General features: G+C 39.7%; 22 protein-coding genes, 1 other RNA gene and 1 pseudogene. 22 read left to right on the forward strand and 2 right to left on the reverse strand.

Going from position 1 to position 24,757, the window contains the following annotated elements:
- The 7 genes and pseudogenes from atpD to H8S40_RS01545 all read left to right on the forward strand — a co-directional run bounded on the left by atpD (position 1) and on the right by H8S40_RS01545 (position 7,581).
- Entirely contained in the window at positions 1 to 1,401 is a 1,401-nt protein-coding gene (gene atpD / locus H8S40_RS01515; protein ID WP_118724502.1) for a F0F1 ATP synthase subunit beta, read from the forward strand.
- 12 nt (positions 1,402 to 1,413) lie between these two features.
- The gene (gene atpC / locus H8S40_RS01520) at positions 1,414 to 1,833 is read left to right on the forward strand and encodes an ATP synthase F1 subunit epsilon (protein WP_022075257.1); all 420 of its coding nucleotides are present in this window, start codon (positions 1,414 to 1,416) and stop codon (positions 1,831 to 1,833) included.
- A 193-nt stretch (positions 1,834 to 2,026) separates the two neighbouring features.
- Complete coding sequence (locus H8S40_RS01525; protein WP_186864376.1) at positions 2,027 to 3,643, forward strand: bifunctional diguanylate cyclase/phosphodiesterase; 1,617 nt, start codon at positions 2,027 to 2,029, stop codon at positions 3,641 to 3,643.
- A 31-nt stretch (positions 3,644 to 3,674) separates the two neighbouring features.
- Complete coding sequence (locus tag H8S40_RS01530; RefSeq protein WP_186864377.1) at positions 3,675 to 4,505, forward strand: D-alanyl-D-alanine carboxypeptidase family protein; 831 nt, start codon at positions 3,675 to 3,677, stop codon at positions 4,503 to 4,505.
- A 226-nt stretch (positions 4,506 to 4,731) separates the two neighbouring features.
- Positions 4,732 to 5,070, forward strand: coding sequence for a P-II family nitrogen regulator (locus tag H8S40_RS01535; RefSeq protein ID WP_022075260.1), 339 nt, complete (start codon positions 4,732 to 4,734; stop codon positions 5,068 to 5,070).
- Positions 5,071 to 5,261: 191 nt separating this feature from the next.
- Positions 5,262 to 6,467, forward strand: a pseudogene (locus tag H8S40_RS01540) (ammonium transporter); the annotation flags it as partial.
- Between the two features lie 229 nt (positions 6,468 to 6,696).
- Positions 6,697 to 7,581, forward strand: coding sequence for a hypothetical protein (locus H8S40_RS01545; protein WP_186864379.1), 885 nt, complete (start codon positions 6,697 to 6,699; stop codon positions 7,579 to 7,581).
- A gap of 72 nt (positions 7,582 to 7,653) precedes the next feature.
- On the opposite strand, the gene H8S40_RS01550 is transcribed toward H8S40_RS01545, so the two are convergent.
- Entirely contained in the window at positions 7,654 to 8,442 is a 789-nt protein-coding gene (locus tag H8S40_RS01550) for a DUF6128 domain-containing protein (protein ID WP_186864380.1), read from the reverse strand.
- Positions 8,443 to 8,544: 102 nt separating this feature from the next.
- On the opposite strand from H8S40_RS01550, the gene tadA reads away from it, so the two are divergent.
- A complete protein-coding gene (tadA, locus tag H8S40_RS01555) occupies positions 8,545 to 9,078 on the forward strand; it encodes a tRNA adenosine(34) deaminase TadA (protein WP_330638896.1) in 534 nt (177 codons plus the stop codon).
- A 92-nt stretch (positions 9,079 to 9,170) separates the two neighbouring features.
- Here the strand turns inward: tadA and ffs are convergent.
- An RNA gene (ffs, locus tag H8S40_RS01560) (signal recognition particle sRNA large type) lies at positions 9,171 to 9,434 on the reverse strand.
- A 147-nt stretch (positions 9,435 to 9,581) separates the two neighbouring features.
- Here ffs and H8S40_RS01565 point away from each other — a divergent pair.
- The 14 genes from H8S40_RS01565 to H8S40_RS01630 all read left to right on the forward strand — a co-directional run bounded on the left by H8S40_RS01565 (position 9,582) and on the right by H8S40_RS01630 (position 24,705).
- On the forward strand, positions 9,582 to 11,330 hold the full coding sequence (locus tag H8S40_RS01565; protein WP_186864381.1) for a B12-binding domain-containing radical SAM protein: 1,749 nt from the start codon (positions 9,582 to 9,584) through the stop codon (positions 11,328 to 11,330).
- Positions 11,331 to 11,594: 264 nt separating this feature from the next.
- Complete coding sequence (locus H8S40_RS01570; RefSeq protein ID WP_186864382.1) at positions 11,595 to 13,106, forward strand: VanW family protein; 1,512 nt, start codon at positions 11,595 to 11,597, stop codon at positions 13,104 to 13,106.
- A gap of 45 nt (positions 13,107 to 13,151) precedes the next feature.
- Entirely contained in the window at positions 13,152 to 14,207 is a 1,056-nt protein-coding gene (locus H8S40_RS01575; RefSeq protein ID WP_186864383.1) for an AIR synthase-related protein, read from the forward strand.
- Complete coding sequence (locus H8S40_RS01580; RefSeq protein WP_186864384.1) at positions 14,179 to 14,679, forward strand: Lrp/AsnC family transcriptional regulator; 501 nt, start codon at positions 14,179 to 14,181, stop codon at positions 14,677 to 14,679. The genes H8S40_RS01575 and H8S40_RS01580 overlap by 29 nt, the downstream gene beginning before the upstream one ends.
- Positions 14,679 to 15,854: an aminotransferase class I/II-fold pyridoxal phosphate-dependent enzyme gene (locus H8S40_RS01585; RefSeq protein WP_118724511.1), complete on the forward strand. Its 1,176-nt coding sequence runs from the start codon at positions 14,679 to 14,681 to the stop codon at positions 15,852 to 15,854. The genes H8S40_RS01580 and H8S40_RS01585 overlap by 1 nt, the downstream gene beginning before the upstream one ends.
- Positions 15,855 to 15,891: 37 nt before the next feature.
- Positions 15,892 to 16,389 (forward strand): tRNA (cytidine(34)-2'-O)-methyltransferase, encoded by a 498-nt coding sequence (locus H8S40_RS01590; protein WP_022075270.1) that lies wholly within the window; start codon positions 15,892 to 15,894, stop codon positions 16,387 to 16,389.
- Positions 16,390 to 16,679: 290 nt separating this feature from the next.
- Positions 16,680 to 16,991 (forward strand): hypothetical protein, encoded by a 312-nt coding sequence (locus H8S40_RS01595; RefSeq protein WP_022075271.1) that lies wholly within the window; start codon positions 16,680 to 16,682, stop codon positions 16,989 to 16,991.
- 73 nt (positions 16,992 to 17,064) lie between these two features.
- Positions 17,065 to 19,077 carry a V-type ATP synthase subunit I gene (locus H8S40_RS01600; protein ID WP_186864385.1) on the forward strand — a complete coding sequence of 671 codons (2,013 nt, stop codon included), beginning with the start codon at positions 17,065 to 17,067 and terminating at the stop codon, positions 19,075 to 19,077.
- 6 nt (positions 19,078 to 19,083) lie between these two features.
- Positions 19,084 to 19,560 carry a V-type ATP synthase subunit K gene (locus H8S40_RS01605; RefSeq protein WP_022075273.1) on the forward strand — a complete coding sequence of 159 codons (477 nt, stop codon included), beginning with the start codon at positions 19,084 to 19,086 and terminating at the stop codon, positions 19,558 to 19,560.
- A 71-nt stretch (positions 19,561 to 19,631) separates the two neighbouring features.
- Positions 19,632 to 20,225, forward strand: a complete 594-nt coding sequence (locus H8S40_RS01610) for a V-type ATP synthase subunit E (RefSeq protein WP_118724514.1) — start codon at positions 19,632 to 19,634, stop codon at positions 20,223 to 20,225.
- Positions 20,226 to 20,250: 25 nt separating this feature from the next.
- Positions 20,251 to 21,222, forward strand: coding sequence for a V0D/AC39 family V-type ATPase subunit (locus tag H8S40_RS01615; protein ID WP_118724515.1), 972 nt, complete (start codon positions 20,251 to 20,253; stop codon positions 21,220 to 21,222).
- Positions 21,215 to 21,535, forward strand: coding sequence for a V-type ATP synthase subunit F (locus H8S40_RS01620; protein WP_022075276.1), 321 nt, complete (start codon positions 21,215 to 21,217; stop codon positions 21,533 to 21,535). The genes H8S40_RS01615 and H8S40_RS01620 overlap by 8 nt, the downstream gene beginning before the upstream one ends.
- Positions 21,536 to 21,567: 32 nt before the next feature.
- Positions 21,568 to 23,334: a V-type ATP synthase subunit A gene (locus H8S40_RS01625; protein ID WP_022075277.1), complete on the forward strand. Its 1,767-nt coding sequence runs from the start codon at positions 21,568 to 21,570 to the stop codon at positions 23,332 to 23,334.
- On the forward strand, positions 23,335 to 24,705 hold the full coding sequence (locus H8S40_RS01630; RefSeq protein WP_022075278.1) for a V-type ATP synthase subunit B: 1,371 nt from the start codon (positions 23,335 to 23,337) through the stop codon (positions 24,703 to 24,705).
- Positions 24,706 to 24,757 lie beyond the last annotated feature (52 nt).

Consider the following 24,757-nt stretch of genomic DNA (forward strand, 5'->3'; position numbering starts at 1 on the left):
ATGAATAAAGGACGAATTGTACAGGTTATGGGACCTGTCGTTGACGTATTATTTGAAGATGGAAATCTTCCTAGCATCAAAGATGCTTTGGAGGTAGAAAATAATGGTAAAGTCTGCGTTATGGAAGTTGCACAGCATCTTGGAAACAATGAAGTGCGCTGCCTGATGCTGGCTGCAAGTGAAGGACTTCATAAAGATATGGAAGTAACTGCAACAGGAGCAGGTATCCGCGTTCCTGTTGGAGATCAGACACTTGGACGTTTGTTCAATGTGCTTGGTGAAACGATTGATAACGGAGACAAAATCGAAGACGATGCTCAGAAATGGGTTATCCATCGCGATCCTCCGACATTTGAAAATCAGAGTCCGGTAGTAGAGATTCTGGAAACAGGTATTAAAGTTATTGACCTTCTTGCTCCATATGCAAAAGGTGGTAAGATTGGTCTGTTCGGTGGTGCCGGTGTAGGTAAGACCGTATTGATTCAGGAATTGATTCATAACGTTGCAACAGAGCATGGTGGATATTCTATTTTTACCGGTGTAGGAGAGCGTTCCCGTGAAGGTAATGACCTTTGGACAGAGATGAAAGCTTCAGGAGTTCTGGAGAAGACAGCATTGGTATTTGGTCAGATGAACGAGCCACCTGGAGCACGTATGCGTGTGGCAGAGACAGGACTGACAATGGCTGAATATTTCAGAGATGAGGAACATCAGAATGTGCTGTTATTCATCGATAACATTTTCCGTTTTACACAGGCTGGTTCAGAGGTATCCGCATTGCTTGGACGTATGCCTTCAGCCGTAGGTTATCAGCCTACACTTGCAACAGAAATGGGTGAGTTACAGGAACGTATTGCATCTACAAAGAATGGATCCATTACATCTGTACAGGCAGTATATGTACCTGCAGATGATTTGACTGACCCGGCTCCTGCAACAACATTTGCCCATTTGGATGCAACAACTGTACTTTCACGTAAAGTTGTAGAACAGGGAATTTATCCGGCGGTAGATCCACTGGAATCAAGTTCACGTATTTTGGAAGCGGATATTGTAGGTGAGGAGCATTATAGAATTGCCAATCAGGTAAAAGCAATTTTGCAGAAATATAAAGAGTTGCAGGATATCATCGCAATTCTTGGTATGGAAGAGCTTTCTGATGAAGATAAGGCAACAGTTATGCGTGCAAGAAAGATTCAGAAATTCTTGTCACAGCCATTCTCCGTTGCAGAAACATTTACAGGAATTCATGGAAAATATGTGCCTTTAAATGAGACAATCCGTGGATTTAAAGCTATTATTGATGGAGATATGGATCAATATCCGGAAAATGCATTCTTTAATGTCGGAACAATTGACGATGTTATTGAGAAAGCGAAGACAATGAGCTCAGAAGAGTAAAGGAGTGCGCATATGGAAACATTTGGTCTGAAAATAATTGCAAGTGACCGTGTGTTTTACGAAGGACGATGCAGGCAAATCGTTGTACCGGCGTATGATGGCGGTACAATAGGAATTTTGCCCAACCATGAGAATATGGTGATTGCAGTAAATGTCGGAGTTGCCCGCATGGAAATTGAGCCGGGGGACTGGCGTGAGGTAGCTGTCGGAAGTGGTTTTATGGAGATTGTTAATAACCGTGTAACCGTGCTTGTGCAGACAGCAGAGCGTCCGGAAGAGATTGATATCCGTCATGCACAGGAACAAAAAGAACGTGCACAGGAGCAGCTGCGTCAGAAACAGAGTATTCAGGAATACTATCATACGCAGGCTTCTCTTGCCAGGGCGATGAACCGTTTGAAAGTATCACATGGAAAGCATTGGAATGTGTAAATATTGTGGATAATCATAAAAGAACTGTACAAAAAGACTTTTTATGTCGGAATTGTATGGTTCTTTTTTTGTTGTTAAAAATATTTGTAAAAAAAGTAACAGAAATGTAACACATAGGAGTGCGTAGTGTTGCTTTTTTCACATTATTATACTAAAATATACTTTAGCTGAATTGATATTAGGGAGAATTACAATGAGTGAAAAAGATAAATTACGTTCGATGGTAGAGCTGATGAATGATGCTTTGAGAACAGTACGTGATTACTATGATTCAGAATATGCATATTACGTTGAACGGGATGATGAAGAAATTACAATGGTCTACGAGTGGTGTGCGGAGAATATTCCGTGGCAGAGAGACCGAATCAAAATGTTATCCCCGGATCAGTTTCCAAAATGGCTGAGAGAGGAAGTTACAGACACCACAGAAGACAGCTACAGTGTATTTTATCCGATGGGTGATAATCAGAAGGCAATACTGGCAGTTGTGAATGTTCACAGAGGAGGGTGCGATCTTTCTTTATTGCGTTCGCTGCTTCCGTATATTTCACAGACAACAGTTTTACAGAAATTACAAAGACAGCAGGAATATTTAAGTTACCATGATGACCTGACAGGCTTGCTGAACAGGAATAGCTTTGTGGGATATCTTTCAGAAGTGAATCAAGAAGCGTTAAAATCCTTGGGTGCGGTTTCTGTCGATGTAAATGGCCTGAAGAATTTTAATAAAGAGTTTGGAAGGGAATATGGAGACGAGGTTGTTATCCGAGTAGGAGAAGTACTGGAAGAGTTTTTTAAAGGATTTATGGTTTATCGTATGACAGGAGACGAATACCTGATTCTTGCGGAGAATATTTCATATGAAGGATTCATGAATCGTATCCACAACAGCAGAGACAAATTAGACAATATCAGTCTAGGACTGGTTACGATGGGATATGCCTGGGAAAAACTGGATATCAATATAGATAATCTTGTTATGGATGCAGGGAATATGATGCGTAAAGAAAAACGTAAATATTATAAAAATCTGAAAAAAGGTCATCATGAACCGATTATTAAGCAGGATTTGTTAGATGATATTGAGCAGGGTAATTTTATTGTATGTTTAAAACCAGTGCTGGAGGCGGAATCAGAAGAGGTTGTCGGAGCCGAAGCAGTTGTGAGATATCATCACAAAGATTTGGGAATTGTGGACCCGGGGCGTTACCTGACACTTTTGGAGGAAACAAAGCTTTCGCATTATCTGGATTTGTATGTGTTTGAAGAAGTGTGTAAGACACTTCGCAGATGGGAGAATGAAGATCGGATGATGTTGCCGATTTCTGTCAATTTCTCAGGAGCAACTTTGCGATATGAGAGTGTTGGAGATAAGATCCTGAAGATAATTGAAAAATATCATGTGTCAAGCGAGTATTTGCAAGTGGAAGTATCGGAAACAAATCAGGAGATGAATCCAGAGATGCTTGCTGAGACAAGTAATAAAATTCGAAAAGCGAATGTGAGAGTCCTTTTGGATGATTTCGGGGCAAAAGATTCAAGTTTTTCTATTTTGTCTATTATGGAGTTTGATGGTCTAAAACTAGATAAAGGAATTACTTCTAATATTGTAGGAAACAGTAAAAGCAGAATAGTGGCAAAAGCAGTGATTGATATTTGCCGTCGACTGGGTGCATCTGTTTATGCCTGCGGAGTAGAAACACAGGATCAGTTGAATGTAATGCAAGAATTGGGATGCGATTATGTTCAGGGAAATTTATTTAATAAAGCAATTACAATTGAGACATTTGAAGTGCGATATATGCAGTAGATGTAAAAAGTAAGATGGGAGATATAAACAGATGAAGAAAAAAGCGATGAAATATCGTCTGATTAAAATACTTTGCGTTGGAATCATCTTTGGAGCATTGATAGGAATGCTTCTTATGGGATTGAGTGGAAGAGCAAGAATCAAAGAAGTAAGAGAAGAATGTAAAACTACAGAGGATAAGCTGAAAAAAGAAAATGAACAGTTGCAGGCAGAAGCTGAAAAGGCTAAGGTGCAGCCGTCATCAGAGGCAATCGCGAAGGAAAATGCGGAAAAATTAGCCTCAAACGATGATGACTGGAGTCTTGTTCTGATTAATAGCGAGAGTCCGCTTGATACATCTTATGCACCGAGTCTGACAAAAATAACAGATGATTATTCTGTAGACAGTCGTATTGCGGATGATACAAAGAAGATGTTTCAGGATGCAGCGGATGCAGGGATGAGTTTGAATATTATATCTGCATATCGTGACTATGAGACACAAAGAGGCGTGTTTAATGATACAATGCTAAACTGGATTTATCAGGGAAAAACACCACTAGACGCCTATGATGAAACAAAACAGTCTGTAGCAGTGCCGGGGACAAGTGAACATGCTACCGGATTGGCAATGGATATTACATCATCAACTTATCAGGAGTTAGATGATGAACAAGAAAATACAGATGAAGCAAAGTGGCTGAAAGCAAACTGTGCAAATTATGGTTATATTTTGCGTTATCCTACTAATAAGTCAGATGTAACAGGAATTGTTTATGAACCATGGCATTTCCGTTATGTCGGTAAAACAGCGGCAAAAGAAATTATGAAACAGGGTATTACGCTTGAAGAATATTTGGAACAGCAAAAAGACGGAAAATAATCTGGAAATTTAAATGAAATTCATGAATAGTCACAAAAGTATAAAAAAATTGAATATTTAATTGACATTCTGACAGAGGTGAGTATAATAAGACTCAACAAAAACAAAGGCGTTTTTCCATTACGGAAAAGCGCCTCTTTTGTTTTGTAGTTGTCATGCATGCGACCCTGTTTAACGAGAAAAAATTGCGAAAGCAATTTTTCGATAATAGAAGGAGGTTGAGAATATGAAGAAACTTGAAATTGTAATTCAGCCAGAAAAATTAGAGGATTTGAAGGGGATCCTGGATGATTGTCAGGCAAATGGTCTTATGATAACAAATATCATGGGATATGGTAATCAGAAGGGACATAAAAAGATTTATCGAGGTGCAGAATATAGTGTGAATCTTTTACCAAAAGTAAAAGTAGAGACAATTGTTGAACCAGATACAGCAGAAAAAATTATTAAAAGAGTTGTAGATGAAATTCAGACTGGTACTTATGGAGATGGAAAAATCTTTGTATACGAAGTACAGGATGCAGTTCGAATCCGAACAGGAGAACGTGGATCGAATGCATTATAATTCGGTGCAAACCATGAAAATAAAAAAAGATATAGATTGTTATCAAAGAGGATAGTTGTAAGATACATAAAAATGTTCTTACAGGTGTCCTCTTTCTTTTGAAATATTGAATGAGATAGTTAAAAGACAGTCTCTAAAGAAATGAGAAGGAGGATGTAGATATGGGATTGACAGATTTAATTGCAGGCGGAATGGATAGCATAGACGCAACAGCATTATTGATAAATGTTATGTGGACAATGTTAGGAGCTATATTGGTTTATTTCATGCAGGCAGGATTTGCTATGTGTGAGGCAGGTTTTACAAGAGCAAAAAATACAGGAAATATTTTGATGAAGAATATGATGGACTTTGTACTTGGAAGTATTTTCTTCTTTATATTTGGCTTTGCTTTGATGCATGGTACAGATTGGAATGGTATTGTAGGAATCAAAGGATTTTTTGATCCGACATCACTGGCAGATGCAGATGGGATGATCAATGGACTTCCGGCAGGCGTGTTTATTATTTTCCACACAGTATTTTGTGCAACAGCAGCAACCATTGTTTCAGGATCTATGGCTGAGAGAACAAAATTTGCAGCATACCTGGCATACAGTGCAGCAATCAGTATTTTTATTTATCCGATCACAGGACACTGGATCTGGGGCGGAGGCTGGTTATCAGAACTCGGATTCCATGATTTTGCAGGATCTACAGCAGTACATATGGTAGGTGGTATCTGTGCTTTGGTAGGAGCTAAAATCCTTGGACCTCGTATTGGAAAATATGACAAAGAAGGAAAAGCAAGAGCTATTCCTGGTCACAATCTTGCAATTGCAGCATTGGGAGTATTTATTTTATGGTTCTGCTGGTTTGGATTTAACTGTGGATCTACAACAGCAGCAACAACGAACTTAGGTGACATTGCAATGACAACAAACCTTGCAGCCGCAGCCGCTACATTGATGGCATTGATCGTAACATGGGTTCGTTATGGAAAACCTGATGTTTCAATGACATTTAATGGTTCTCTGGCAGGTCTGGTAGCAATTACAGCAGGTTGTGATGCAGTAAGTAACTGGTCAGCAATCATCATTGGAGCAATAGCAGGTGTATTGGTTGTATTTTCAGTAGAGTTCTTTGATAAGGTGGCAAAAATTGATGATCCGGTCGGAGCAATTAGTGTGCATGGTGTATGTGGTGCGACAGGAACAATTTTAACAGGTGTATTTTCACCGGATTACACATTTGGAACTCAGCTGCTTGGTGTTGCAGCAACAGCAGCATACGTATTTGTATTAGCAATCATTATTTTTACAATTATTGATAAAACAATCGGTTTGAGAGTATCTAAAGAAGAAGAAATTGATGGTTTGGATGTTCATGAGCATGGATGTTCAGCTTATGCAGATTTTAACTTTAGAATTTAATATAAAAGATTCTGCTGTTGTGCAGAGCGTCTGTGAAAGGCAGCAGAAAAATCTATCTTCTTTCTAAAAGGAACAGGAATTACTTGTAAATGACAGCGAGTAATTCGGTTCCTTTTTTAATATAGTAGGAAAGAAATTTTTTAGGGAGGGGTTCTGCATTGACGATGGAATGTGCTTTTGTTAGAATAAGGGGTAGATGTAAGGAGGGTTTCTTATGGGAGATTTAACGTTTGGCGAACAAGTTAAAATTATGTTAAGCAGAAAAAACATGACGATCAAACAACTGGCTGAGATGATCGAGGAACGAACTGGGAAAGCAATGTCACGTCAGAATCTGACCCAGCGTTTGAGCAGAGATAACTTTCAGGAACAAGACATGAGATTGATTGCAGCTATTTTGGGGTGTCCGTTTAAGTTGAGTATATTTCCAGAGGAGCTGGAAATAGAGGAAACCGCGTCAGAGGAACTTGCAGTTCAATATGCAAACAATGCAGGACTGAAAAATAAAGATGCAGAAGAAATGACAGTTGAAGAACCGGAATCAGAAGAACCGGAATCAGAAGAACCAGAATCAGAAACAGAGGAAGCGGAAGAATTAGAAACAGAGGAAGCAGAATTTGAAGAAGTAGATGATGATTCGGAAGAAGAAATTTTACTTGAAGATGAAGAGCCTTGGGATGAATCAGAGGAATTGACTCTGGAGGATGCGGAGGAGATACCGCAGGACGAAACAGAAAATTATGATGATCACAAGACAACTATCTGGGAGCCACAGATTGTGCAGAGTGCATATGAGAGGGCGAGACTTACTTCGGAATGGGAGAAGGCAACGATTGAGCCGGAGGAAGAACCTAAACGTTTTGTGAAGAGAAACGAAATTGAAGAAGATTTGACGATAGGAGAGTTGAATCCATATACAGGACACGAGTATTTATCAAATAGTGTGAGAATGCATCCGAATAAGATCGGATATGTGCAGGTATATGATCGTGCGAAGCATCGTTGGGATGATATGACAGAATGGGCATATCTTGGATACCAGGAGCGGATGAAATCAGAGCTTGGCAAAGATTATGAACCACCAATTTATTTAGACTAAGATGAAATGGGGAGCTACAATAGACGGATATGCTCCCCATTTATAATGCAAAGAAAATTTAGAAAATATTTTCTAATAAATGTAATGACACCAGTATCCAAAATTTTCCTGTGTATTACATTCATCAGGAGAAAGTTCTAATTGATCGTTGTAGGAGTTGATAAATTCCGGAAAACCAAAAATTTCTGCGGCCCGGGCTTCTCGAATATCATATACTCCGGGCACTCCGAGCTGATAATGACCATTTTCTTCGATAAGGAGAAGATGATGATAATTATGATATCCATGCAGAAGAAAACTGTTGTTTGCAAGATTCCAACATTTTTTAGGAAGAATTTTCAAATCTGAATGATGGATTTTCTGTATGGTTTTAGAAGGAGATAATAAGTTTGTTGTATCACTGGCTTCGAATAAATTATCATTATCGTTGTATTCGGAAGCTGAAAGATCTGGAGCTGGATCAGGAGTTTCGGATTGCACAGTTGTCGAAAAAATTTCATTGATATCCAGATGAAAATGAGATTCTGTAGCGGTAAGAAAACTTTCATCAGGCAGTGGAATTAAAAAACCATGCAGATTCTCCATGGATGAAATTGAATTGATGGCAGAATCCGGTAGTGTAAGTTGAGCAGAAATGATATGAGAATTGCATGGAAGCTCACTTATTTTTTTGGAAATGTTATGCTCTTGTTCGGTTAAAATAGCACAGAGTGGGACAAGGTGCTGATTCGTGACGGGAATATTTCTGGCTTGAATCTGAAGAAGCCAGCAATCTGGCTTCTTTGTGAGTTTTAAAAATCCGGTGTTGCGCATACAGTGATTATTTTTATATTCATAAAGATAATAAATACCTGGATTCATAGAGTACCTCCAATAGATTAATAAAATAAGAATTGAGGAAATGCTGTTCAAAACCTCTAAGATAATGTATTCTTGTAATAATAAGAAAAGAACTGAAAATACATGAAAGGATTAGAAATATTCATGGATGAGATGAACCAAAAGTTGGATGAAAAATATATGAGAGAGGCGATTCGGCAGGCGAAGAAGGCTTATGCGCTGGAGGAGGTTCCGATAGGATGTGTGATCGTGTACGAAGGAAAGATTATTGGACGAGGTTATAATCGAAGAACAACAGACAAAAATCCATTGGCACATGCGGAGATTGCTGCGATAAAAAAAGCGAGTAAAAAAATAAATGACTGGCGATTGGAAGAGTGTACATTATATGTTACCTTGGAACCTTGTCAGATGTGTGCGGGCGCGATTGTACAGGCGCGGACAAAGCGGGTTGTTGTCGGGTGTATGAATCCAAAGGCCGGGTGTGCAGGCTCTATTTTAAATCTGCTTGATATGCAGGAATTTAATCATCAGGTTGAGCTTACGACAGGTGTACTGGGCGAAGAATGCAGTGCAATGATGAAACAGTTTTTTAAAGAACTCAGGGAGAAGCAGAAGAAAATAAAATACGAAAAAACGCTGAAAAAAGAGGATTAGATAAGAGAGTATAGAACAATCAGTTAAATATAGATAAAAAATAAAAGACACTGTGAGGATTCTCCTTTTCAGTGTCTTGAATTTCTTACTTTACGTGCATTACGCTTCGAATGCATCTCCACAAACGTTACCTTGGTAGTTGACTCGATCCAGGCACCCTCACAACACCCGGAAGGTCCTGCTTAGTGCTGCTTCGTTCCCGACCTGACACGGTTCACAGGTTCCCGTCGTGTGAGACCCAGATTTTCAACGCCACTTTCCAAGGGCAGCTTTGCAAATCAGCACCCTCTGCGTAATATCACCCCTGCTATAGCGGATTGCAGGTACAAGGTACCGCTAACACCCCGGCTGCACGAGTCTTAAGTTTACATGGTTTTTAAGAAAAAGTCAAGATGCCTAAGAAGAATAATTGAAAATAGAGGGGGAAGCGTTTATAATGAAATGAAAAAAGTATCTGGTTATTTAATATAAAAGTGACATATTAGAAAAAAGGGAGCATATAGATGAATATTTTATTGACTGCAATCAATGCAAAATACATTCACTCCAATTTAGCAGTATATAGTCTGAGAGCTTATGCAGCAGGAAAATGTGAGAGATATAAAGAAGAGATAGGAATTGCGGAATATACGATCAACCAGCCATTGGATCAGATATTGATGGATCTGTATAAAAGAAAACCGGAAGTGCTTTGCTTTTCCTGCTATTTGTGGAATATTGAATATGTAGAACAACTGGTCGCAGAACTAGGGAAGATTATGCCACAGACAGATATCTGGCTTGGTGGACCTGAGGTTTCATATCATGCGTCTCATATGTTGGAACAATTTCCACAGGTATATGGCATTATGCGAGGAGAAGGAGAAGAGACATTTTTAGAATTGGCAGAGTTTTATTACAACAACAGTGGGAAAAGTCTGGAACAATGTGAAAAAGTCCAACGATTGAAAGAAATCGTGGGGATAACTTTCCGAGATGGAGAAGAAATCATAGAAACTGCAGATCGAAGTGTGATGGATTTAAGTAAAGTGCCATTTGTATATGAAGATTTAGATGTTTTTAAGAATAAGATCATATATTATGAATCAAGCAGGGGATGTCCGTTTTCATGTAGTTATTGTCTCTCTTCTATTGATAAATGTCTTCGTTTTAGAGACTTAGAGCTGGTAAAAAAAGAATTACAGTTTTTTATAGATCATGAGATTCCGCAGGTGAAGTTTGTAGACCGTACATTCAATTGTAAACATTCACATTCTATGGAAATCTGGTCTTATATAAAAGAACATGATAAAGGGAAAACAAATTTCCATTTTGAGGTGGCGGCAGATTTATTAAATGAAGAAGAATTAAATTTAATCAGCACTATGCGACCTGGATTGATCCAATTGGAAATTGGTGTGCAGTCAACAAATGAACAGACGATTAAGGAAATTCATCGTACAATGAAATTTTCGCAGGTGACAGAAGTGGTGAATCGTGTGCATGCTGCGAAAAATATTCATCAGCATTTAGATTTGATCGCGGGTCTTCCTTTTGAAGATTACAATAGTTTCCATAAGTCATTCTGTGACGTATATGCATTGAGACCGGAACAGCTGCAGCTTGGCTTCCTTAAAGTTTTAAAAGGCTCATACATGGAAGAAAAAACAAAAGACTATGAGTTGTTGTATCAGAACAGACCGCCGTATGAAGTGCTGTCGACAAAATGGCTTCCATATTCGGATGTGATTCGCCTCAAAGGACTGGAAGAGATGGTAGAGGTGTATTATAACAGCAGACAATTTGAACATACTATGGAATTGCTTGAACAAGTCTTTGGAGATGCGTTTGTGATGTTTGAAGAAATGAGTAACTATTATGAAGAACATGGATATTATGGGGTGAATCACAATCGTGTCGCACGATATGAAATATTATATGCGTTTATAAAAGAAGTGGCATTAGTACAATACGAGACTTTATTAACAGAAGAGCAATTTCGTCAGACGTTAGTTATGGATTTATATCTGAGGGAAAATATGAAAAATCGTCCGGCATTTGCAGGTGACTCTTTAGTAAGTAAAGAGGTGGAGCGGACATTTTACGATACAGAGGCAGAAGAACATCAATATTTGAAAGGGTATGAAAAGTATGATAAACGTCAGCTGCGTAAGATGACACATTTGGAAAATATAGATGGACATTTGATTTTGTTTGATTATCAAAACCGCAATCCGCTCACAAATCAGGCCACAACATATGAGGTTATATAAGGGTTGCAGGTCACGTTACTGTTCACAGGTACTGTGAAGGATAACTATATAGGTTCTTGCAAAAAATGAGCAAAAAGTATAGAATAAAACCAATTCAAAATAAGAAATAAAAAAAGGGGTATCGAAATGAATTTTTATGATAAAAAATTTAAGAAAACAGTGTCTATTGTTATTCTTGTAATAATATTAGCAATGGTTGCAACGATGATAATTCCATATCTTATGTAAAGAATATGGATGCCAGATAAGACCAAGGGGTATAAGATGCAGCAGAAAAAAAGAAAGAGAAGAAGCAGAAGAATTCGAAGACTCCAGAGAGATATTTATTTGTTGGGTATAGTGTTGCTCTTAATATTAATCATTATGGGGGTGGTACAGCTCGTTACGAAAAGCTATATACATCGTCATGATGATGGGAAAATATTATCAGGGATTACAGTTGGAGGAGTCGATGTGTCCGGGCAGACCAAAGATGAGGCTGTTCAGACAGTACAAGGTGTTATAAGCCAGAAAAATAATGTGATCTTTACATTCAAAGTGGCGGATGACAGAGCATTTGATGTCGAAGCAAATACATTAGGACTTCAAGTGAGTAAGCTGGAAGATTCTGTACAACAGGCAGTGGACTATGGCAGAAGAGGAAATGCATTAAAAGCATATAAAATTATGAAAAATGCAAAACGTGGAAAATTGACACATGATATTCCACTGCAATATAAAATAGATGAAAATACAGCAAAAAAAGTGTTGGAAACAGCTGCGGTATCTGCTCTTAATGAGCCACAGAATGCCTGTGTGACACAGGATGCATTAGGAAATGTAAGCATCGAGAAGGAAAAAAGCGGAGAAGTTCTGAATACAAATAAAACAATCGAGAATATAAAGAAGCTTTTAAAAGCTTGGGATGGAAAAAATGCTACGATTCAAGCGAAGATAGATGAAGATAAGGCAAAAGTTACAGCAGAGGAATTGAAAGATGCGACGGATTTATTGGGAAGTTCTACAACTTATTATGATGTGAATGACAGTGGGCGAGCACAAAACGTAGAAAGCGGAGCAAAACACCTGAATGATATTTTGTTGCAGCCTGGTGAAGAGCAGTCGGCAGATGAAGCAATGAGGCCATATACAGAAGAGAATGGATATGCAAAAGCAGCTTCTTTTTCCGGGAATACGGTAGAACAGACAATGGGTGGAGGAATCTGCCAGGTGTCTACGACATTGTATCAGGCATTGCTTTATGCAGAACTTGATATTGTAGAAAGACATCAACATTCTATGCTTGTATCTTATGCAGAGCCGTCTATGGATGCGGCAATAGCAGATGATGTGATGGATCTGGTATTTAAGAATAATCAGGAATATCCTGTTTATATTGAAGCAATTGTTGGCGGGGGTAGCTTAACGTTTAATATATATGGAAAAGAAACAAGAGATCCGAACAGAACAGTTACTTATGTCAGCGAGACACTTTCAAGTGAACAGGCAACAGGAACAAATTATGTTGCATCAGATGACCCAATCGGATATATCAATTATGTGAGTGCAGCACATCCGAAGATTTCTGCACAGCTGTGGAAGGTTGTGACAGAGAATGGGACAGAGGTGAGCAGAGAAGTTGTGAATCATAGTGAGTATGTATCGTCGCCGGAGACCTATTCTGTGGGAACAGCATCAGATGATGCCAATGCTACAGCTAAAATGCAACAAGCGATTGGAACACAGGATTTAGCAACAATCAATGCAGCAATTCAGGAAATTATTTATGGTTATTGATCAGGAGTGCAAAGAACATAGAAGTCCGGATGATCAAGGAGTAGTATGAAAGTAGGAAAACTATCACAAACTGCATGGAATCGTGCAGTGATGAAACAATTATATAAAAAGCAGGAACAAAATTTATTGAAGATATCAGCGGCAGAAAGTTGCAGTGCCTATGCTGTAGATGATGAACAAGTGCTTATAAAATCGGCGGCATCCACATCAGGTGATACAAAAAAACTAGGGAATTATTCTTTGGCAGCAGCAATCAATCAGTTGGCATCCAGAGGGGCAAAACCTATAGACGTGCAGATTTTTATTTTGATCTCGGAGCGTATCGGAGAGCAAAAGGTGGCAGGCATGGTACAAGAAATGGAAGAAATGTGTACCATGATGAATATTGCAATTTCAAATGTTCAGGTAGAGGTGAATCCGGCAGTGACACAGGCAATTGTGCGTGTGGAGACAATGGGATTTGCTGAAAAGAGGATACTTAGAAATATCGAGAATATCAAGCCGGAACAAGACATTGTCATGTGCGGTTTTGTGGGCTTAGAAGGTACGCTGCGTATTTTGGAGGAGCAGGAAAAAGAGCTAAAAGGAAGATTTGTTCCGGCATTTTTACGTCAGACCAAAGAACTAGAGTCACAGATGCTCAAGCTTCAGCTATTAGAGAATGTTGAAAAAGAAGTGAAAGAGGAAAATATTATTTTATCCGCTGTGCAGCATGTAGGAAGCGGTGGGCTCTTTGCAACTTTATGGGATACAGCTGAGGTGGCAGGACTTGGGTTGCAGATTGATATGCAGAAGATACAAATCCGACAGGAAACCGTAGAAATTTGTGAATATTATCATTTGAATCCATATAAGATGACATCAACAGGAAGTCTTCTGTTTTTCACAGATCAAGGCGAAAAGCTGATCGAGATTTTAGAAAAGAACGGCGCACGAGCCGTTAGGCTTGGGAGTACCACCGCAGAGAATGCGAGGGTGATCACAAGCGGAAGTGAAATCAGATACCTGGATCGGCCAACATCGGATGAACTGATGTTATGGAGAAAACAGAAATTAGAGGAAGGTAAAAATTATGGATACAAAACAGAAATTAAGAAATGAAATTTTGAGAAATTTAGAGAAAAACAGCCGGATTGATCTTGGAGAACTTGCAATTCTTATGGGTATGGAAGAAGCAGAGATTGCAAATGAAGTGGCAGAAATGGAAAAAGAAAAAATCATTTGCGGATATCATACAATGATCAATTGGGATAAAACCGGGGTGGAAAAAGTGACAGCGTTGATTGAAGTGCGTGTTACACCACAGAGAAATCAGGGATTCGACCGTATTGCGGAACGTATTTACAATTATCCGGAAGTGAATGCGGTATATTTGATTTCCGGTGCATATGATCTTCTTGTTACATTGGAAGGAAAAACATTGCAGGAAGTATCATTGTTTGTATCAGAGAAGCTTTCTCCGATTGAACCGGTTATTGGAACAGCAACTCATTTTATTTTGAAAAAATACAAAGACCATGGTACGATCATGTTGCCTAAGAAAGGGTCTGACAGAATGGTGGTGACACCATAATGAGAAATCCATTATCAAAAAAGATTGTATCAGTACAGCCATCAGGAATCCGAAGATTCTTTGATGTGGCAAATGAAATGGAAGATGTCATTTCCCTTGGTGTTGGAGAACCGGATTTCGACACTCCATGGAGAATACGTGAAGAAGGAATTTTTTCTCTGGAAAAGGGAAGAACATTTTATACATCTAATGCAGGATTGATGGAACTTCGTACAGAAATCTGCAAATATCTTGAACGTACGATCCATGTCAATTATGATCCGAAAAAAGAAACACTGATCACTGTCGGAGGAAGTGAGGCTATTGATCTGGCACTTCGTTGTATGCTTGATCCGGGAGAAGAAGTATTGCTTCCGCAGCCTAGTTATGTATCTTATCTGCCATGTACAATTATGGCGGATGGGGTTCCGGTAATCGTAGAATTAAAGCATGAAAATGAGTTTAAACTGACAGTAGATGATCTGAAAGATAAAGTGACAGAAAAGACAAAGATTCTGGTCATGCCATTTCCAAATAATCCGACAGGGTCAATTATGACAAAAGAGGATTTGGAGCCAATAGCAAAGTTTGTGGAAGAACATGATCTGTTTGTTATTTCAGATGAAATTTATTCGGAATTGAGTTATAAAGGTGACCATGTTTCTATTGCTAGTCTGCCTGGAATGAGAGAGCGAACAATTGTGATCAATGGATTTTCAAAAGGGTTTGCGATGACAGGATGGCGTCTTGGATATTGCTGTGGTCCGCAGGTGATTTTGAAGCAGATGATCAAATTACATCAATTTGCAATTATGTGTGCACCTACAAACAGTCAGTATGCAGCGATTGAAGGATTGCGTCACTGTGGAGATCAAGTAATAGAAATGCGAAAAGCATATAATCAAAGAAGACGATTTTTGATGCACGAATTCAAACGTATGGGATTGGAGTGCTTTGAACCATTTGGTGCATTCTATGTATTTCCAAGTATCAAAGAGTTCAATATGACATCGGAAGAGTTCGCAACTCGTCTGTTATACGAAGAAAAAGTGGCAGTTGTTCCGGGAACAGCGTTTGGAGACTGTGGAGAAGGTTTCCTGAGAATATCTTATGCATATTCTTTGGAAGATTTAAAGGCTGCATTGGAAAGACTGGAGCATTTTATTGAAAAATTACGAGCAGAACAAAATAAATAATTATTTTGCTTAGAAAAAACTGTAGTGGAGAAAAAATATGTTAAATATTGTATTATTGGAGCCTGAGATTCCGGCGAATACAGGAAATATCGGACGTACTTGTGTTGCAACAAATACAAGACTGCATTTGATCGAACCATTAGGATTCCGTCTTGATGAGAAAGCATTGCGTCGCGCAGGAATGGATTATTGGAAAGATCTTGATGTTACAACTTATATTGATTATCAGGATTTTCTTGATAAAAATCCGGGAGCAAAGATTTACATGGCAACGACAAAAGCTGAAAAAGTATATACTGATGTAGCATATGAAGAAGACTGTTATATTATGTTTGGGAAGGAAAGCGCAGGTATCCCGGAGGAGATTCTTGTTGAAAATCAGGAGAACTGTGTGAGAATTCCAATGGTAGGAGAGATTCGTTCTTTGAATCTTGGAAATTCAGTTGCAATTATGTTATATGAGGCATTGAGACAAAATCAGTTTGCAGGGATGAATTTGGAAGGACATCTTCATCGTTTGGAATGGAATAAATAAAAGAAAAAGAGAGAAAAATCCTTTTTAGCGGATACGATGTATTGGCTAAAAAGGATTTTTTTCTATTTTAAAAATCTAAAAATTTTTTAGATAAGGTAGAATAAATATGGAATAAAAAGAGCATAATAAATAAAAGTTGTGCATATTTTACTAAATTGTTTCTATTATTGACAAAAAACAAACAATTTATTCACAAAAAAGTTTGAAAAAATCTAAAAAATTTATAGATTTTATACAAGAGATGTGCTAGGATGAAAATATGTACCTTAGGGAAAGGCGGTGACTAGAATATGGTAGAAGAAACCATTCAGGTAATCCGGGAGACAGAAGCAAAAGCAGATGCAATAACAAGAGATGCTGAAGTCAAAGGCAATCAGATCGTGGACGATGCAGAAAAACAGGCGAAACAATGGAAAGAAGAACAATTAGCTGTAATGGAAGAGAAGATGCAGAAAGCCATGACAGATGCAAGAGAAGAAGGAGAACGGGTACAAGCAGAGACGCTGTCAAAGATTGAGAAAGAAGTTGTAGCGTTAAAAGAACTTGCTTCCGTAAAGGAAGAGGAAGCAGTCAGCCTCGTAATAGCACAATTGGTATCATAAGCTGCGTGTTGCGGGAAGGTAAAAAAGATTACAGTTTGCAGGTAAACTGTAATGAAAAAGGAGGGATTGTGTTATGGCGGTATTGCAGATGCAGCGAATGAGTATCTGCGCGTTGAAGAAGGACCGAAAAGCGATTCTGGAAAAGATTCAGAGCATGGGAGTTATGGAGATTAACCATGTGTTGGACGAAGACGAAGATTTCCGCCGGATGGACACTGCAAATGCCAGAAGCAGTTTTGAAAAAGCTGCTAATTCTGCTGACAGAGCTTTGGAGATATTGAATGAATATGCTCCGATAAAAACATCGATGCTGTCATCTTTAGAAGGCAAGAAGCTGGTTGATGCAAAAGTACATGAAGAAGTGATTCGAAAGCGAGAGGAACTGCTTAAAGTGGTGAGTCAGATTCAGGCATTGGATAAGGAAAAAGCAGAGAATAAAGCAGAGATCCTTAAGTTGGAGAATCGGATTGAGAGCCTTGTCCCATGGCTGAGTCTGGATATCCCGATGAATGCGACAGGAACAAAGAAAACTTCTGTGATTTTAGGAAGTATTCCGGGACTGGCTGATATTTCTGGAATTTACGAGATTTTGGCAGATGCAGCGCCGGAAGTTGAGGCGGCAGATGCTTATGTGATTTCATCCGGACAGGATATGACCTGTATTGCAGTTATCTGTTTAAAACAAGAAGAACAGAGTATAGAAGAAGCACTTCGAAGTCGAGGATTTTCAAGAATAGCGCAGAGCAGCGCAAAGACTCCGGCAGGGGAAACGGAGGAGTTAAAGCAGGCAATCAAAGAAAAAGAGAATCGGATTTCACAAATCGAGCAGGAAGTGATCAGGCTCGCAGAACAAAGAGAAGAGATTTATCTGCTTGCAGATTATTATCGTGTACGAGCGGAAAAGTACGAAGTATTAGGAGAGATACCACAATCGGCAAATACTTTTGTGCTGAGCGGTTATGTTCCTCACCGGGATGTAGAAAAGGTGAAACGGGTTCTGGAAAGCAAATATGACTGCGCAATCGATGTGGAGGAGTTAAAAGAAGAGGAAGAACCGCCGGTACTTTTGAAAAATAATAAATTTTCAGCAAGTGCGGAAGGCGTTTTAGAATCTTTCGGACTTCCGAAAAAAGGTGAGATTGATCCGACAGCGATTATGTCAGTATTTTATGTATTTTTATTTGGATTGATGTTATCAGATGCAGCATATGGAGCAATTGTTTCTATTGCCTGCGGTGTATTGATTTTAAAATTCCCGCGTATGTCAGAGGGAATGAAGAAGTCGATTCAGTTATTTTTCTGGTGCGGATTATCAACATTATTCTGGGGAATCATGTTCGGCGGATATTTCGGAGACGTGATTAACGTTGTATCCAGAACATTTTTCGGACATGAAGTGGGAATCAAAGCATTATGGTTTGTTCCACTCAATAATCCAATGAAATTGTTGATTTATTCTATGGTATTTGGATTGATCCATTTATTTACAGGATTAGGGATTAAAGGATACATGTGTATCAGAGATAAAAAATATGTAGATTTCTTATGTGACGTAGTATTGTGGTATGTTTTCTTAATCGGATTGATTTTGTTATTAATTCCGACAGATATTTTTGCATCTATTGCACAGGTTCAGATTACATTTCCACCGGTTGTCAATGCAATTGCAAAATGGGCGTCCATCCTCGGAGCGGTGGGTATTGTGTTGATGTCAGGCAGAGCAAATAAAAATTTTGGACTTCGTATCGCATTAGGAGCATATGATCTGTACAATGTGACAGGATGGTTAAGCGACGTGTTATCTTATTCAAGACTTCTGGCACTGGGACTTGCAACAGGTGTTATTGCCCAGGTTGTAAACCAGATGGGAAGTATGGGAGGAAAAAGCGTATTTGGAGTGATCCTGTTTGTGATCGTATTTATTATCGGACACGTATTTAATATTGCGATCAACTTACTTGGCGCGTATGTGCACACAAATCGTTTACAGTATGTAGAATTTTTCGGAAAATTCTATGAAGGTGGAGGAAGAGCATTCCATCCATTTAGAGAAAATACAAAGTATGCGGATGTTAAGGAGGAATAAAAAGTTATGGATAAATTAGGTATTGTATATGCACTTCTTGGAGCAGCATTAGCTGTATTATTGGCAGGAGCAGGTTCTGCTTTAGGTGTTGGAGTAGCAGGTCAGGCAGCATCAGGGGTTGTATCAGAAGACCCAAGTAAATTTGCAAAAGTATTGATTATGCAGCTGCTTCCAGGTACACAGGGAATTTACGGATTGTTGGTTGGATTTATTACACTTTCAAAGGTTGGTTTGCTTGGCGGAGGTATCAAAGAAGTATCTGTGGCAACAGGTCTTTTGATTTTGGCAGCATGTCTTCCAATTGGTATTGTTGGATTGATCTCAGGAAAATCTCAGGGTAAAACAGCTGCAGCAGCAATCGGAATTGTGGCAAAGAAACCGGAACAGTTTGGTAAAGCAATGCTTTTCCCGGCGATGGTTGAGACATATGCAATTTTAGCACTGTTGATTTCTATCCTCGCAGTAAGTGCAATTCCGGTATAAACTGAAGGGTTACTTCAGGAGAATGTTATTCGGAGAATGAAGATGAATTGAAATAGAGCGAGGTAAAGAAAATGAGTGGATTAGACAAGATGAAAAGTCAGATCCTGGAAGATGCAAACGCACAAGCCGAAGAGAAAATCGCACAAGCAAATGCACAGGCAGAGGAAATACAGGCAAGAGTAAAAGCGGAAGTAGAAGAAGCACAGCAGCGAATGGATCAGAAAACAAAAACTGCAGTGAAGAATTATCATGAACGCATTGCCTCCTCTTGTGACATGAAGAGAAAGACGGCCATTTTGAAGGCAAAACAGGAAATGATCTCCGAAGTGCTTCAAAAGGCATATGAAAAAGTAATGAATCTTTCAGATGCAGATTATTTCGAATTACTTACAAATCTGTTGAAGACATATGTGCAGTCAGGTGATGGTGAGATTTATTTTTCTGAAAAAGATAAGCAGAGAATTCCGGCTTCGTTTGTAGAAGAAACAGAGAAAATCGTAGCATCGAAAGGCGGAAAGCTGACATTTGCTTCGGAAACAAAACAGATTGATGGCGGTTTTATTCTGGTATACGGAGGGATTGAAGAGAACTGTACCATACGGGCAATCTTTGAATCCAAACGTGATGAATGGTCTGACTTGGTGCAAAAAGTAATGTTTGTATAAAATAAAGCAGCCGGGAGGATTGAATGTGAATGAATTAGAATATACCTATGCAGTTGCCAGAATACGTGCGTTGGAGGCATCACTGCTTACAGATTCTGTAATCGACCAGCTCCTTGCATGCAAAGATGAAGCACAGTGTCTTGGGCTTTTAAGTGAAAAAGGCTGGGGAAATGCTGAGACAGAAAATGATGTGGAAGCAATTTTAAATTGCGAGGAAGAGAAAACATGGCAGGTTATCCAGGAAGTATCTCCAGATTTAACAGTGTTTGATGTGATGTCTTATCCGAAACTATATCATAACCTAAAAGCAGCGATCAAGGAAGTTTGTACAGAGGTGACAAATGAAAAGATTTTTTATGATGACTGCGAGATTCCGGGAAAGGAAATGCTGTCAATTGTAGAGAATAAAGCGTTTGAACGTCTTCCGGGGAATATGGAGGCGGCTGCAAAAGAGGCTTATGAGACATTGCTTCAGACAAGAGATGGGCAGCTATGTGATGTGATTGTAGATCGTGCAGCGTTGGAGGCTATTACACAGGCAGGGCATGATGCAAAAGATGAGATTATCCGTGTATATGCTGAGTCAACGGTGGCACTTGCAAATATCAAAATTGCAGTGAGATGTCAGAAGACAGGAAAATCGCTGGAGTTTATGAAACGTGCTATGGCTCCGTGTGAGAGCATCAATGTGGAACAGCTGGCAAAAGCAGCATTGTCGGGAGCAGATGCATTGCGAGAATATTTGAAAGAAACAGTTTATGCAGACGGTGTAGAAGCGTTGGAAGAATCGCCATCGGCATTTGAAAGATGGTGTGATAACCGAATGATCGAGGCAATTAAGCCACAGAAATATAATGCCTTTTCTGCAGGACCGCTGGTAGCGTATCTGCTGGCAAGACAAAATGAAATTAAGACGGTGCGGATGATCCTGACAGGAAAACAAAATGGATTTCCAGACGAGATGATCCGGGAAAGGATAAGGGAGATGTATGTATAAGATTGCAGTAATCGGAGATTATGACAGCATATATGGATTTGCAACACTCGGTCTTAGCATCTGTCCTGTCAAGAACCGGGAAGAAGCAAAAGATAAGCTGCGTCAGCTGGCAGATGGAAAATATGGCGTTATCTATATTACAGAGGCAGTTGCAGCGCAGTTGACAGATGTGATAGAAGAATATCAGGAACGGACATTTCCAGCGATCATACAAATTCCGGGCGTATCAGGAAATACCGGTGCCGGTGTGGAAGGCGTAAAGAAGACGGTGGAACAGGCTGTCGGAAGCGATATTTTGTTCTCAGAAGAATAAAACAATAGATAGAAAGCGAGGTAGTTCGTCAAATGAGTACAGGCGTAATAAAGAAAGTCGCAGGCCCACTTGTTATTGCTTCGGGAATGCGAGATGCGAACATGTTTGACGTCGTTCGTGTTAGTGAACAAAGACTGATTGGCGAAATCATAGAGATGCACGGAGACGAGGCATCTATTCAGGTATACGAAGAGACATCAGGACTTGGACCGGGAGAACCGGTAGAATCCATGGAAGTGCCGATGTCTGTTGAATTGGGACCTGGATTGATTACCAGCATATATGATGGAATTCAGCGCCCGCTGGATGACATTATGAAAGTATCCGGAAATAACTTAAAACGTGGTGTAGAGGTTCCATCTCTGAAGAGAAATTTGAAATGGGAATTTGTACCTACTGCAAAAGTTGGAGATGAAGTAGAAGCCGGAGATGTGATCGGAACAGTGCAGGAGACGATCGTCGTACAGCAGAAGATCATGGTTCCATATGGAATCAAGGGAACCATAAAAGAAATAAAGGCCGGAGAATTTACGGTGGAAGAAACAGTGGCTGTTGTAGAGACTGCAGAAGGTGACAAGGAATTGACACTGATGCAGAAATGGCCAGTCCGTAAGGGACGTCCATATAAAAAGAAATTATCTCCGGATATGCCACTGGTAACAGGACAGCGTGTTATTGATACATTTTTCCCACTTGCAAAAGGTGGAGTTGCTGCCGTACCGGGGCCATTTGGAAGTGGTAAAACAGTAATCCAGCATCAGCTTGCAAAATGGGCGGAAGCAGATATCGTTGTTTACATCGGATGTGGAGAGCGTGGCAATGAGATGACGGACGTTCTGAATGAATTTCCGGAACTGAAAGATCCAAAGACAGGACAGTCTTTGATGCAGAGAACCGTTCTGATCGCAAATACATCAGACATGCCGGTTGCAGCACGTGAAGCATCTATTTATACAGGAATTACAATTGCGGAATATTTCCGAGATATGGGATATTCAGTTGCGTTAATGGCAGATTCAACATCACGTTGGGCAGAGGCACTTCGTGAAATGTCAGGACGTCTGGAAGAGATGCCTGGTGAGGAAGGATACCCGGCTTATCTGGGGAGCCGTCTTGCACAGTTCTATGAAAGAGCAGGTCATGTGATTTCATTAGGTAAGGAAGAAAGAGAAGGAGCATTGTCTGTAATCGGTGCAGTATCACCTCCGGGTGGAGATATTTCAGAACCGGTATCACAGGCTACACTTCGAATCGTAAAAGTATTCTGGGGATTGGACTCAGCACTTGCTTATAAGAGACATTTCCCGGCAATCAACTGGCTAAACAGTTATTCGTTGTATCTTGATAATATGGAAAAATGGTTCAATGAAAAAGTTGAGCCGGACTGGATGGCAAAACGTCAGGAAATGATGACTCTGCTTCAGGAAGAAGCGGAATTAGACGAAATCGTAAAAATGGTTGGTATGGATGCCTTATCAGCAAGCGACCGTCTGAAGATGGAAGCTGCACGTTCTATCCGAGAAGATTTCCTGCATCAGAACTCTTTCCATGAAGTAGATACTTATACTTCTTTGGATAAGCAGTATATGATGATGGATCTTGTCCTCGCATATTATGATCAGTCTGTAGAAGCCTTAGAAAAGGGTGCAAAATTACAGAACTTGATCAATCTGCCTGTACGTGAACAGATTGGCCGATTCAAATATGTGACTGAAGATGAGATTCAGAAAGAATATGAAAAAGTAAAAGAAGAGTTACACATTGAGATTGCGAATGCATTGGGAAAGGAGGACTTCTAAATGCCAAAAGAGTATAGAACCATACAGGAAGTAGCCGGACCACTGATGCTGGTGCGCGATGTGGAAAATGTTACTTATGACGAGCTGGGCGAGATTGAGCTGGCAAGTGGGGAAGTAAGACGTTGTAAAGTATTGGAAATTAATGGAAGTGATGCTCTGGTGCAGTTATTTGACAGTGCAACAGGTATCAACTTATCGAACAGTAAAGTGCGTTTTCTTGGAAGAAGCATGGAACTGGGTGTTTCAGAAGATATGCTTGGACGAGTTTTTGACGGTATGGGACGTCCGATTGATGAAGGACCGGAGATACTTCCGGAAGCTCGTATGGACATCAACGGACTGCCAATGAATCCGGCAGCAAGAAGTTATCCGGAAGAATTTATCCAGACAGGAGTATCAGCTATCGATGGATTGAATACACTTGTACGTGGACAGAAGTTACCAATCTTCTCAGCATCGGGTCTGCCACATGCAAATCTTGCAGCACAGATCGCAAGACAGGCAAAGGTTCGAGGAAAAGATGATAAATTCGCCGTTGTATTTGCGGCAATGGGTATTACATTCGAAGAGTCAAACTTCTTTATTGAAAGTTTTAAAGAGACAGGTGCAATAGACCGTACAGTTTTATTCGTCAATCTTGCAAATGACCCTGCAATTGAGCGTATATCTACACCTCGAGTTGCACTGACGGCAGCAGAGTATCTTGCATTTGAAAAAGATATGCACGTACTTGTAATTTTGACAGATATTACAAACTATGCGGATGCACTTCGAGAGGTATCAGCAGCCCGTAAAGAGGTTCCGGGACGTCGAGGATATCCGGGATATATGTACACAGACCTTGCTTCTTTGTATGAAAGAGCGGGACGTCAGAATGGTAAAAAAGGAAGTATCACAATGATTCCAATCCTGACAATGCCGGAAGATGATAAGACACATCCAATCCCTGACCTGACAGGATATATTACAGAAGGGCAGATTATTTTAAGTCGTGATCTGTATCGAAGAGGTGTAACACCACCGATAGATGTACTTCCATCATTGTCTCGTCTGAAGGACAAAGGTATCGGCGAAGGTAAGACACGTGCGGATCATGCCAATACAATGAACCAGCTGTTTGCGGCATATGCACGTGGTAAAGATGCGAAAGAGCTGATGGTAATCCTTGGTGAAGCAGCGTTGACAGAGATTGATTTGTTGTATGCGAAGTTTGCAGATGCATTTGAAAAAGAATATGTATCACAGGGATACAATACAGATCGAAGTATTGAAGAGACTTTGGAAATTGGATGGAAACTACTTTCCATGCTTCCAAGAACAGAGTTGAAACGTATCGATGACAAATATCTCGATGAATATTACGGAAAGTAAGTTGCTGCAAAAAAGGTGACGAAAAAAGACTCTGAGAAGCATCAAAGGAAAG

This window comes from Ruminococcus hominis (assembly GCF_014287355.1).
In the GTDB taxonomy this organism is placed as follows: Bacteria; Bacillota; Clostridia; order Lachnospirales; family Lachnospiraceae; genus Schaedlerella; species Schaedlerella hominis.